Below are 12,734 nucleotides of genomic sequence, written 5' to 3'. Positions count from 1 at the left end.
CCCCAGCCAATCCGGCTAATCCCGTTCCGAGCAACAGCATGGTCGCCGGTTCGGGCACGGCTGTAATTTGAACCTGAACGCTCGTTATCCCATTGTTGGTGCTCGGAGGCGCCAACGTCAGAGGATTACTGGTCAACTGGTAAATGACGTCACCCAAAACTATTTGGGTGGTCGAAAAAGTGACCGTTACCGTGCTACCATCCGACTGGAGGGTCCCAGCAAGAATCGCGGAAAAGTTACCGCTGCCTCCTGGGGGAACCGACTGCGTAATTGTCAAGGTGAAAGGAGTGGGATCGAAGGTCGCACCGTAATTCTCAGTTGCCGAGGTTTGGAAGTTTCCAAGGCTTCCGAACGTTGTTGGGTTAGCACTTACCGTTACGTTCGAAACCCCCGTAAAGGTAATCGTCGCAGTGTTACCACCACCACCAGCAGTGAAGGTAGAAGGCGAACCGGTGGTAGAGTAGGTTACGTTTATCGCTTTGGCCGATTGAACCGAAGCGAAGCCGAACACAAAGGCTACGGCAACGGCTGCCAAGGCTGCTTTTAACGCTTTCATCATTTTGTTTCCTCCGTCAACCCTTGATCAAAAGATCTGTGAGCGTTGTGGTTGTCTCCTCACACGAGGAGAATGAACGAGGATTCGGCTTCGGTTCCCGTGCGGGGAGAGAGACGGAGCACAGGAAAGTTCGATGAAGCCACCTCTGGCTCGAATCCCGATGGCCGGTGCCTCGAATTCAAGCCTTTCGGCTGCGTCCGATTCGACTTCGACCCGACAGAAGAGAGCCCCGCACTTGCCCTCTCGTCGCCCGAAACCGGATCTCTCCAGCCTTCTCGGCCATCCGCAGGCCCGCTTCAAAGCGAAGCGAGCGCCTGACGGATCGCTTCCGCTTCGGGGAAGTTTCGACCTTCACCCAAGCGCAAAGCCTCTTGCAGCTCACGACGCGCCCCTTCCTTGTCGCCCAACCCGATCAGGGCCATGCCCAGATGGTAGCGATACACGGGGTTGTCGCTCGCTTTGGCCACCGCTCGTCGGAGCTGTTCGACGGCGGCGGCATGTAAACCCTTTTTGTAGTAAACCCAACCGAGCGTATCGACGAAGCCCGTTTCATCGGGGAAACGCTGGACCACGCTCTGCGCCAATCGCACGGCTTCGTCCAAGTTCCCTTTGCCGTGCTCGGCGTAGTTCCACGCTAGGTTGTTCGCGGCGATCACGTTGTTCGGATCGGCCTGCAGCGCTTTGCGATAGGCTTCGGTCGCCGCATCGTAATTTTTACGACTATCTTCGAGCATCCCGATCAGCGCGTAAGCCGTGGCGTTATCGGGCCGCCGCTCGGCGACCTTGCGGAATTCAGCGATGGCGCGATCTTGCTGGTTCATGTTGACGTACAAGGCGCCGAGCGAGAAGTAGGCCGGCAGATAGTTCGCGTCCAACTCCAGAGCGCGCCGCAGCTCAGCTTCCGCCGCCTGGGCGTTCCGCTCAAAGCCGTAAACTTGCGCTTTCAGGTAATGGAGCGGCGCGCTGTTGGGCTGCTGCTGCAACGCCTGATCCACACGCGCATGAGCGTCATTCAACCGGTTCAAATTTGCATAGGTTGTAATCAATCCGCTCAAAGCATTGAAATTGGCCGGATTAATCCCGAGTATGCGCTCGTATATGCGGGCCGCTTCATCCAGCTTGTTTTCGGCTTGGGCGACGCTGGCCAAGCCGAAGTACGGCTCGACCGTGTTTGGTGCCGCCTCCACCGCCGCTTGCATATCTTGCCTTGCGCCGCGCGTATCTCTCTGTGCGAGCTTCGCTGAGCCGCGCGTGATCAAGGCCTTGACCTTGAGGTCGGTCAAAAATTCCGGCGTGTTCTCGATGTCGGGCGTCGTCTTGGCGATCTGTTCAAGGAGTTCGCTCGCCAGACGCTGCGCCGTCGCGCTGTCGCCGCTTGCGAGGTTGATGCGCGCTTGCATTAGCTTCACAGGCAAGTAGTTCGGATAGAAGCGTTCGAGGTCGCCAGCAAAGGCGCGCGCTTGTTCAACCTGTCCGGCGCGCAAGTTGGCCTCGGCCATGAAGAAGAGGGCGGCGCGGTTGTTCGATTCAATGCGCAGCACTTCCTTCAGATCCTCGATCGCCTTTTTCGGATCGTCCTGCAACTTGATACGCGCGCGCACGAGCAGCGCCTGCGTGTCGCGCGGGTTCTTCTTCAGGATCTCGTCGATCTGCGCCGTCGCACCGGCGATGTCGCCGCGTTGCAGCAGGATTTCGCTCAAACGGTAGCGCCCGCGCACGTAGTCGGGCGAACGGTTGACGATCTCTTGATAAATGCGCGCGGCTTCATCCGAACGTCCGGTGGCCGCGTAGAAATCGGCGAGCACGGCGCGCCCGTCGGGCCGGTCGCCGTCCATCTCGGCAAGCGCTTTGTACTGCTCTTCGGCCTTGTCAAGCCTCTTCTGCGACAAGTAGAAGCTGGCAAGCAACAAGCGCGCGTCGCGGTTCTGCGGTTCGCCCTCCACGGCCAAACGGAATTGCGTCTCGGCGTCGTTAAAACGGTTTTGCGCGATGAGAAAGCGCCCGTACTCCATGTGCGCGAGAGCCGAGCGCTCGTTGATCGAAATGGCGCGTTTATAGACCTCTTCGGCCTTGGCCCGATCGCCCGTCTGAACGTAGAAACGCGCCAGACTCAGATGCGATTCGATCCGCTGCGGGTCGATTTCAACGGCGCGATTCAGTTCGGCGAGCGCCCCATCGCGGTCCCCTTTCTGAAAAAGGACGCTCCCTAAAAGGATGTGCCCCTCGATGTGGTTCTGGTCGCGTTCGAGCACCTCGCGGGCCAATCTTTCGGCCTCGTCGATCTGCGGCGGACGCACGAGGAGCAAGTAGTTGCCCATCTTGACCTTGGCATCGAGATTGTTCGGGTCGAGCTGAATGGTGCGTCGCAGCTCCTCGAAAGCCTCCTGAATTCGCCCCAACCCTTCGTAAGCCTGCGCCAATCCCCAGTGGGCGATGGCCAAGTTGTCGTCTATCTGCAGGGCGTTGCGGAATTCGAGTGACGCTTCCTGATACTTTTTCTCCCTCAAAAGGGCTTCGCCGCGCCTGACGTGGTCGGCCTTGGCTTGCTCCTTGTCGGTGCAACCGACGAGCGCGCCCAGGACAAACACGAGGGCGAGAAGGGACAGCACTCTTTCACGTTTCGTTGACATCTTTCCGTTTTCCGTGCTTTTCCTTAGGTTTTCTGCCCCGCTTCAGCGCCCGGGGCAATCGGTCGCTGAACGGCGCTAAGATCATAAAAACTTTCCAACGGCAGCAAGGGGAGAGGAGATCGCGCGTCCGCAGGATACGTCGGTTAGCCCCTTCGCCCTTTCTCTAAAGACGCTTCCCTCGGTTCGAAGCCGACCCTAGTTTCATAATGGGGAAAAAACTAATCGGGTGTGTCTTCCAGAAAAGTTTGGCAAAAACGTTTAACCGCTTGCTTTCACGTGCCATTTTTCTCACTGAACTCACACCTTTGTTGAAACGATTGCAACGCCAATATGACGAGAGCAATCGCCGTGCCGCCCCTGCCCGTTTCTTCAAATCCTTCAAAACTCGATCTTCGCCGACCAGTCCGCAGCGTTGCTGTCGCCATCCCGTACCCGACTGTGTACAACTGTATTCACTCGAATACACGTTGCAACAAGCTTCGACCGCTCAATCAGCGCGGAACGAAACGGGGCAGATGTGCATACGCCTTGGCGGCCAAATCCGTGGCGATGGCGAGCGCTCTTTCTTCGGATATCCCCGGTCTGAGCGGCACGATGACGCGCACCATTGCGCCATCGCTGCGTCGGCGCCGCATGCTGTCGAGCACGGTGTAGATCTTGCCCCAGTACTCACTCGCCACTGACCGACCGCGCCCCTCGTACCAGTAGAGGAGCAGTTGGCGATCGCTTCCCTTCTGGATGATGTAACGATTGGCTTCAAAGGGCGGCGCATCGGGCGGGCGCACGAGCACGCGCGCCGGTTCAGTCATCGCCCAACCGGATCCGGGCAGGCAGTTGAGCGGGCTGTGGTAGGTTTTGCCGGTTCGCTGCGTCGCGTAGTAGCCGACGTAGAACGAAGCGAGTTGCCCATCGCGCGACACGTAGAGGCGCGACAGGTAGTCGGTTGCGCCAAGGACACGTTCCGTCTCTGCATCGAACTTTTCGTCAAGCCCATACTGTCGCCAGTCGCCGACCTCGGATGGGAACTCCGCCAGCGGCGCTCGCTCAACGTGCGCTTCGCCTACGCGCTCCCAAAGGTGAATCGCTGCGCCGCTCAAAGCGAGCGCAACCACCAGAATCCAGAACCTCGCATCTTTTCTCATCGTCTCATTTGCTTTCGGGCGCCGCGGTGGTCGCAACCACTCCGTCGGAAGCGGTCTTCTTCTCTTCTTGACGCGACTTCTTTCCAATGGTGACTATGGCATCGAGCGCCCAACCGACGACGAACAGAAGCACGATCGCCACCACATAAGTCACCCAACCGGAGAAAGAGTGGAAGAAGCCTTCGGCCACTTCCGTTCCATAGCGATACGAGAGCACGCCCGTACCGCTGACGCGCAGGGCGTTGGTGAAGATAGCGATGGGAACCGCCGAGAAGACGAGCACGAGCGAGCGCCAGAAACCGTAGCTGCGCAACCGCCTCCATCCTCGACGCGGCTCTGTTTCTTTGGGATAGGTGAAGTAGGCGAAGACGACGGCCAACGTCATGAGCGTCATGAGCGAGCGTATGCCGCTACAGGCTTCTACTACTTCGAGCTTTTGCGTCGTGGTCGCGCCGCGCGGCAGCAACTCGATCACGTTGCCCTCGCGCAGCACTGGGATGTCGAACAATCGCATGGCCCAGACGGCGCAATGCGAAGCGAAGAGCTGCAATGGGAAGGCGATCTTATTGAAGATGATGGCTGGAATCGGAATGGCCAGCACCAACAGGATGAAAGGGACGAAGAGCAAGCGCAGGAACTGAAAGCCAAAGAAGTAGATGACGATGCTCGCCAACATCAGAACGAGCGACATCCTCTGAACGAAAAGCTCCGCGCCGGTCACTCCGGCCCACAACCACAACAAGGCAGCGGCGATGCCAAGGCCGCCCCAAAGCGGCGCGGGTTTGACGACGGCGCGCGCTAACTGCTCGCGCTCCAGCCAGAGGATGTAGAGGATGATGAACGGCATCAAAAGGCCGTGCGAGTAGTTCTCATCCGTCCACCAGTCGTTGGCCAGTTTCGCCAGCACGGCGGCATAAACGAACGCGACCGAAGCGACCAAAATCGCTGGCTTCCAAATCTTCTCAGCGCTTTGCATCTTCCCTTCCGATGTCCGAGCTAGGCGATGCTTTTCCAAAAGACCCGTGCGGGAAACGCCTTGTTGGGGAGAGGCTGGCCTTTCTCGCTCGAGATGTCGTCTATCAGCAGTTCGCTCCCCGATCAGGCTGCAAGCTTAGCCTATTTCCCAGCCGACGGCAACCTCGCCCGGTCCGACTTTTCCGGCTCACATCTTCTGTATAAATGCGCAAAGAGCGCGAGTTTTCAGAGATCAGCGGGGGAGCAATAAAACATCTCACCACTCAAGGAGTCGAAGATGAATTGAATCGAGCGGTCCGATCGATGGTCACAGAACACACACCTCGCCTTGGGTCACGCCTTGGTCGGGAGCTTTTCGCCGCAAGCGATCATGTGCGCGCATGGCGCGCGAATTTGAAAGCCCACGCGGATCCGTCGAACAAGCCACGCTCGCGTCGCCACGAGCGTCCAGTTCGCTTTGAGAGCTGTGCACACGGGTCGCGGTGCTGCTCCGACCGCAACCGGCGCTTCTGAATCTCATCGCTTGAACCGTTCTTCCAATTGGTCCACGATAAGACGCGCGATGGCAAGCGAGGCGGTCGCTGCTGGCGATGGGGCATTGCAGACGTGCGCCGAGCGGGCGCCCCAGACGATGTGAAAATCGTCCACCAAGCGCCCATCCGCCGAGACGGCCTGCGCGCGCACGCCGTTCTCAGCCGGCATGAGATCCTCCGCGCGAAGTTCAGGCACGAGCCTTTGCGCATCCCGCACGAAGGCTCGCTTGCTCATCGAACGCCACCACTCCTCCGCTGCCGTGCGAACGTGACGACGTGCCATGCGCCAAAATCCGCCGTCGCCGAACATCTCCAGCGCGTCGCGCCAAACGAAAGAGACTTTCGCGTAACCCTCGCGCGCAAGGGCGAGCACAGCGTTGGGGCCGACGTGGACGCGGCCATCTATGGCCCGCGTGAAATGGACGCCGAGAAAAGGGAGCGATGGGTCAGGCACAGGATAAATGAGATGCCGGACCAGATAGCGACGCTCCGGGGCGAGTGCGTAGTACTCGCCGCGGAAAGGGATGAGGCGGATGCCTGGGTCAACGCCGCATAGGCGCGCCAGTCGGTCGGCATGCAGCCCCGCGCAATTGATGAGAAAACGCGCGCGCACTTCACCGCCCCGTGTTTCAACGACGACTTCGTCGGCGCGCTCCGATAAGCTTTGGACTTCGGAGTTCACACGCACTTCGGCGCCGCGCTCGCGGATTTCGCGCGCAAGCTCATAGACCACCCGACGGTAATCGACCACGCCCGCGCTCGGCACGTGGAGCGCGGCGCGTCCGGCAACGTGCGGCTCGCGCTCTTTCATGCGCGCCGGACAAAGCCACTCGACCTCGATCCCGTTGGCAGCAGCCCGCTGGCGCAGCTCTTCAAGCCTTGCGAGTTCGTCGGCGCGCGTTGCGACGATGATCTTGCCGCAGATTTCGTGCGGGATGGAACGCTCGCGACAGAACCGGACCAACTCCCTGTTTCCCTCACGCGCCAGCCGAGCCTTGAGACTGCCTGGACGGTAATATATGCCGGAGTGAATGACGCCGCTGTTGCGCCCCGATTGGTGGAGCGCAAGCGCCCCCTCTTTTTCCAGTACGATGAGCCGCGCTTGCGGCAAGCGCTCGATTAGACGCCAAGCGGTCGCCATCCCAACGATGCCACCGCCGATGAGCGCGAAATCGTACATGCCCGCAAGCTAGCACACCCGCCGCAGCGTTTGAAGTTCGTCTCGCCGCGTCGCGCATCGAACGCGGACGACGCGGATGGTCGAAGCGCGTCAACCGCTTTCGAATGTGTCCGGCCCCTTCGGTTATCTGGTGAAGATGTTTTTTGACCTTTGGGGCGCGTCGGCTTGATATCAACGCGGGAAAACGACAGGGCGCGTTCTCTCCCGTTCGACCTGTTGCGCCTTCAATCGTTGCGCTTCGGCAAATTCGCGCGCCGCGTCGCGTTCGCGCCCGAGTCTCTTGTAGACGCGCGCGAGTATGTAGCGCGTCTCCGCATCACGCGGAGCGCCAGCAACGGCTCTCTCCAGCGGGGCCAATGCGGCACGCGCGTCGCCTTCCTTGAAGAGCAACTTGCCGAAGAGCGCATTGGCTTCCGTCGAAGCAGGGTCGATCTTCAAAGCCGCCTCGACGTTCGACCGGGCAGCGCTTTTGCGCCCCGTCGCGTCGTAGAGGACGGCGAGGTAGTAGTGCGTCCAGAAATCTTGCGGCAGACGGCTTCGCTCGCGCTCGAAACAAGCGATCGCTTCTTCGTGTTGCCCGAGCATCAGCAAAGCGAGGCCCAGAGAGTAGTTGAGGCGCGGCAGCGCAGGATCCAACGCGGCAGCGGCGCGCAACCTTTCCACCGCACTTCTGTAGTCACCTGCCGCCAGCGCCGCCTGCCCGCGTAGCAGAAGCGCCGCCGGTCTTCCTTGCGCGCTTTGCTCCAAGCTTTGAACGACGGTCTCGTACTCGGCCCGTTCGCTCCGCAACAACGCCAGCCCTAAGCTATACAAAGCCACGACGTCTTGATCTGCATCGTCGAGCGCGTCGCGCAAAAGCGCGATGGCTTCCGCATCGCGCCCGAGTTCGACCAACGCTGCGCCCAATAGACGCTTGGCTTGTTTCGACTCCGGAAAGGCAGCAAGGTATGCGCGCAGAGCTTGCGCGGCGCGTTCCGGTTGCCCCATGCGGTAGAAGGCGATCCCCATGTTCAACCAGACGGGCGTCAGCTCCGGCGCGAGTTCGAGCGCGCGTTGGTAGCTGGCGATGGCTTCATCGTAGCGCCCCAAGCGGGCGAGCGCCGCTCCGAGGTTGGCGTGCGCCTCGGCGTAATCGGGCGCCAATCGAAGCAGCGTGCGGTATTCGGCCACGGCGCGCTCGAAGTCGCCTCGCCGCTGCCATTCTACGGCCTGCGCGAAATGCTTCGCCGCTTCAGACGATTGCGCAAAGAGCAAGAGACCAAGCAACAACGCATGCATTTCGACACCCGATGAGTCTTCGCGCGATGACGAGCGGAACATCGTGACGGCACGGCCGAACCGCTTCGGCCAACTTCAAAGATGGTCGCCGCGGATGAAAACTCGCAGATGACCAACGCGTCAACCGCGCATAAATGGCTCTGCGCAGCGCGTCCGCGCCAGACGCCGCGAACGGCAGCCCAACGCCTTGCTGGTCCAGCGAGGTGGAATCAGCCGCGCTTTGCGCGCGCGCGTTCGTGTAGCTGAAAAACGGCGCGGCCGATCGTCTTCGAACGTCGAATCGGACGGCTTCGAAAACTTCAAAAGTCGCGCGCGGCGATTCAGCTTTCGCAGAATGATACATGCCAGCGCGCGCGACTGAAAACCGCGCGCGCTGGCAGAAAAGAAGTCAGAAGTAGACCTTCAACCCGAGTTGAATGATGCGCGGGTCGCGTGCGCTGTTGTACTCGCCGAAGAACTGACCGAGCGGCGCCGTTGATCCCGTCGGACGCAGGTTGTTCGTGATCACCACCTGATCGTAGCTGTTGAAGATCGCCCCTCCGGTGATGAACCCTCCGCTCGGATTCGGAACGGCGAGGCTGGTCCCCGCATTTATGCTGGCAAACTGCGTGTGGTTGAAGGCATTGAACATCTCAAAGCGCAGTTGTAAGTAGCGCGTCCCTTCTTGACCAAAGGGGAAGTTCTTGAAGACCGAGATGTCGTGGTTGTTGATTCCCGGGTTGCGCATGTAATTGCGCGACCACGGACCGAGATAGCCGATGGGCGGGATGATGAACGCATTCGGATCGATCTGCAGACCGTTCGGACCGGGTTGCGGTCGGCTGCGCAGATTGAACCGAACCGGTTCGGTGTAAGATCCGATGATGCGTTGATTGGCGTTGATGCCCGCGATGCCGACGCCGAGTTCGAACGGCGTTCCCGTCGCTAGCTGCGAGATGCCGGAGACCTGCCAATTATCCAACAGAAAGCGGGCGAGCGGATTGTCGCCCAGATACCGGCTGAACTTCGGCAAGTCGACGACGTAGTTGGCGACGAAGACGTGCGTTCGGTCGAAAGAAGCGAGCCGGTAGTCGTACCTCCGCGTGTTGAACGGGTTGGTGTACTCGCCATCGCCGTTAGCCGTATCCATCGCCTTGGACCACGTGTAGGCGAGACCGAAAGTGAAGCGGTTGGCGAACCGCCGGTTGACCGACACCTGCAACGAATGGTAGTTGGACGAACCGACGAATTCGCGGTAAGCGATGTCGCCATATCCTGGATACTGACGCAGCAAGTTGATCGGCAAAGCGTTCGCTCCGCTGAAGCGGAAACCAGCGCGACGATAGACATCTGGCAGGTTGGGTTCCTCTTCGGGCACGACGCCGCCCGAAAAGCGCGTCGGATCTTGCGTGGCGCGCTGGAAGAGGGCGAGATAAGGGATGGCGTTCAAGTTGCGTTGCTGCGACAAATGGCGCGAAAGCGTCCCGACATAAGCCACGTCGAGCACCGTATTGAAACCGATCTCGCGTTGAACGCTCAAGCTGTAGCTATAGACGGTGGGGATGAATCCCTCTTTAGCGTAACCAACGACGCCAGGCGGCGCCAGCGCCCCTCCGGTCGCCAGATTGGGCAGATCGGTCAGCAGCCCGTAGAAGAGTTGCGGCGTGAGGATGGCGGGCGGCGATGTGATCATGTCAAACGCGAGGTTGCCTTGCAGACGGTCGTAGAAGATGCCGAACCCACCGCGCAACACGGTCTTGCGATCGCCGAACAGATCGTAAGCGAACCCAAAGCGCGGCCCCCACTGCGGTCCGCGACTGTCGTAACCGCCTTTCGGATACCCTTGATTGGTCCGTCCGATGCCGTTGGCGATGTCGCCTGAGCCGGGCACGATCAATCCGATGAAGCTCGCCGGAAGCGTGTTCTGCAACGTTGGGACGAAGCCCGGCGCGAGCAACTTCGGATCGACCGCGCGTCGGTTCGCCCCAGAAGAACACGGCGCCGCGTTGTTCAAGCATACCGGCACGTAGAGGCGAACGGCCTTGGCGCGATCGAAGAGAAACGGGTTGAAGACGCCCGTCTGCCGTCTTTCGTCATACTGTGGTTGATACCAAGCGACGCGCAGGCCGTAATCGAGCGTCAAACGCGGCCGAATGCGCCAGGTGTCTTGGACGTAGAATTCGGCGTTGGTGTAACGGTAAAAGCCGGTCAAGAAGTTGTTGGCCTGTTGATAGGTCGTGTAGATGCCGAGCAGCGCGTTGGCGAACGGGTGACCGGTGTCGAGCGGATTGTTCGCATCGCTGCTGAAGTTGATGTTGGCATTGATCGGGCCAAAAGACGTTTGGTTCTTTTGGCTTCGCTGAATGAAGAACCCGGCCTTGATCGTGTGCTCGCCGACGATCTTGGTCAGGTTGTCGATGAAGTTGAACGTGTTGTTGACGTTGCGAAACGGCAAGCCGTTGAAGCTCGTGCTCGGGAAAGATTGATTCGCGATGCCGCCGTAGATGAAGTTCGGGATGTAGTCGTCGGCGTTGACGTTCGGAAAGAGCAACGGGAAGCGCAAACCGTTGCGCGCTCGTGTCGCACGATCGTCCTCGGCAGCGAGCGTCAAGCGGTTGCGACTCGGTCCGAAGATGAACTCGTTGGTGAGCGTCGAATCGAAAGTGTGCGAGACGCTCAACACGCCGTTGATGCCGGGCTGCGGAAAGACGATGCGCGTCAGCGGGAAGTTCAGCCCGCTGGCAAACGTGCCGTAGGGCAATAGCTGCTTATCCTCGTTGTTGATGAATCGCCCGCTGAGGCGCGTCCGGTCGGTCACGTTCCAATCGATGCGCAGGATGTCTTCGCGGCGCGGATACTGGTGCGACTCCTGCGACGCGAAATTGTATTGCGGATTGCCCGCAATGTTCGGCAACGGGTAAAGGTTCAAAATCTCCTGCCCGTTGTAGAACCAACACCGACGCGGGATGATGTTGCCTGGGAAGGGCGTCCCCACGCCCAACCCCAAACAGTTGAGCGAATCGCGCACGACGATGGGCCGCCCATTGCCATCTGTGGTTTGCGAAAAGTCCCCGTTTCGCTCCGCTTGCGTGGGCACGCGGATCAAGCGCGCCGAGTTGGGCACAAGCTGCCGATAGAACTCTTGGTTCCAGAAGAAGAAGAGTTTGTTCTTGCCGCTCCAAAGCGCTGGACCTCCTTCGCCAAAGCGCGGCAGATAAACGGGCCCGCTGACATCGTACCCGTAGTAGTTGTAGCGGTAGAGCTGCCGCGGCAAACCGCGCGCGTTGTTGAAGAAGTTATTGGCGTTCAAACTGTCGTGGCGGCGGAAGTAGCGAAGCGTCCCGTGAAAATCGTTGGTGCCGGACTTGGTAACGAATTGAATGTACCCGCCCGCCGCTTTGCCGTATTCGGCCTGATAGTTCGACGTCAGAATCTTCACTTCGGCGACGGCATCCGGATTGATCGTCACGTGCAACGTCCCATTGCTTCCCGTATCGACGTTGGATGAACCGTCAATGGTCAACTCGTGCTGATTGCCGCGCGTCCCGTTGATGTGAAACGAACCGAGACCGCCTGGACCGGAAACCTGCGGATTGACGAAACTGACCACGCCGGGGATGACCTTCAACAGGTCGAGCATGTTGCGCCCGTTGAGCGCAAGGTCTTTGATCTGACGCGAGGTGATGATATCGGACCGCTCGCCCGATTCCGATTTAATCTGCAACTGCCCTGTATCGGCCGTCACCGTCACCGTTTCGGTGATCGCGCCAACCTCAAGGATGAACTCACCGACGTTCAAGCGATCCGCCGGACTCAAGACGATATCGGTCTTCTCGGTCTTTTTGAACCCTTGTTTTTCTACCCCGATGACGTACCTTCCCGGCGGAAGTTGCGCGAAGACGAAGATGCCGTCCTCGTTGGTCGTCGCTTTTTGTGAAAAACTCGTCGCTGGGTTGGTCGCCGTCACGGTCGCTCCGACAACGGCTGCGCCGCTCGCATCCCTGACCGTGCCGGAGATCGAGCCGGTGTTGGTCTGCGCTTTCGCGCCCGTAAGCGCGATGAACAGCATCAAGAAACAAGCTAGCTGCCACTGCATTTGGTCTCCCTCCTTTCGAGACGAAGTCCTAAGGTAAAGACGAAACCATTCATTCAATGAACCAACAAAGTCGCCAGCTAAACTGAAGTCGCTCCAGTCTCGCTGTCAATGCCGCCGCAGCTCTACGATCAATCCCCGTCAGAGCTAAAGAATCAAAGAAATGAATTTGTCGCAATATAGAACAAACTGCCCTCGAAAGCAATAGTGTCTTAGATAAACAATCGAGGAGAGGGCTTCGGATCCAACTGGAGTCTGGGTCCAGAGAAAGACTAGGTCGCAGCACATTTTCTGCTATGCCGAAGGTTATAAAAAGGTCTTGATTTCATGCCAATTCGGTTGTATGCTTGACGCGCACACGAGGCAAT

7 protein-coding genes are annotated in these 12,734 nt (G+C 59.4%); all 7 read right to left on the bottom strand.

Annotation, left to right across the window (positions count from 1 at the left end; genetic code table 11):
* The coding region (locus C4334_RS13510; protein ID WP_352432618.1) for a PEP-CTERM sorting domain-containing protein at positions 1 to 559 on the bottom strand (559 nt) is incomplete at its 3' end.
* 293 nt (positions 560 to 852) lie between these two features.
* Entirely contained in the window at positions 853 to 3,186 is a 2,334-nt protein-coding gene (locus tag C4334_RS13505; protein WP_352432617.1) for a tetratricopeptide repeat protein, read from the bottom strand.
* Between the two features lie 491 nt (positions 3,187 to 3,677).
* Complete coding sequence (locus tag C4334_RS13500; RefSeq protein ID WP_352432616.1) at positions 3,678 to 4,328, bottom strand: exosortase C-terminal domain/associated protein EpsI; 651 nt, start codon at positions 4,326 to 4,328, stop codon at positions 3,678 to 3,680.
* Positions 4,329 to 4,332: 4 nt separating this feature from the next.
* A complete protein-coding gene (xrt, locus tag C4334_RS13495; RefSeq protein WP_352432615.1) occupies positions 4,333 to 5,304 on the bottom strand; it encodes an exosortase in 972 nt (323 codons plus the stop codon).
* 515 nt (positions 5,305 to 5,819) lie between these two features.
* Positions 5,820 to 7,016, bottom strand: a complete 1,197-nt coding sequence (gene lhgD / locus C4334_RS13490; protein ID WP_352432614.1) for an L-2-hydroxyglutarate dehydrogenase — start codon at positions 7,014 to 7,016, stop codon at positions 5,820 to 5,822.
* A 171-nt stretch (positions 7,017 to 7,187) separates the two neighbouring features.
* Positions 7,188 to 8,294: a tetratricopeptide repeat protein gene (locus C4334_RS13485; RefSeq protein WP_352432613.1), complete on the bottom strand. Its 1,107-nt coding sequence runs from the start codon at positions 8,292 to 8,294 to the stop codon at positions 7,188 to 7,190.
* Positions 8,295 to 8,682: 388 nt separating this feature from the next.
* Positions 8,683 to 12,369: an outer membrane beta-barrel protein gene (locus tag C4334_RS13480; RefSeq protein ID WP_352432612.1), complete on the bottom strand. Its 3,687-nt coding sequence runs from the start codon at positions 12,367 to 12,369 to the stop codon at positions 8,683 to 8,685.
* Positions 12,370 to 12,734: the final 365 nt, after the last annotated feature.

The organism is Pyrinomonas sp. (genome assembly GCF_040289685.1).
Lineage (GTDB): Bacteria > Acidobacteriota > Blastocatellia > Pyrinomonadales > Pyrinomonadaceae > Pyrinomonas.
The sequence above is the reverse complement of the archived record's forward strand: the minus strand, read 5'-3'. Positions and strand labels throughout refer to the sequence as shown.

Bases quoted from the DNA above. Each gene is read 5' to 3' on its own strand.
- C4334_RS13485 (WP_352432613.1), bottom strand. From the start codon at position 8,294: ATGCATGCGTTGTTGCTTGGTCTCTTGCTCTTTGCGCAATCGTCTGAA.
- C4334_RS13500 (WP_352432616.1), bottom strand. From the start codon at position 4,328: ATGAGAAAAGATGCGAGGTTCTGGATTCTGGTGGTTGCGCTCGCTTTG.
- C4334_RS13480 (WP_352432612.1), bottom strand. From the start codon at position 12,369: ATGCAGTGGCAGCTAGCTTGTTTCTTGATGCTGTTCATCGCGCTTACG.
- lhgD (WP_352432614.1), bottom strand. From the start codon at position 7,016: ATGTACGATTTCGCGCTCATCGGCGGTGGCATCGTTGGGATGGCGACC.
- xrt (WP_352432615.1), bottom strand. From the start codon at position 5,304: ATGCAAAGCGCTGAGAAGATTTGGAAGCCAGCGATTTTGGTCGCTTCG.
- C4334_RS13505 (WP_352432617.1), bottom strand. From the start codon at position 3,186: ATGTCAACGAAACGTGAAAGAGTGCTGTCCCTTCTCGCCCTCGTGTTT.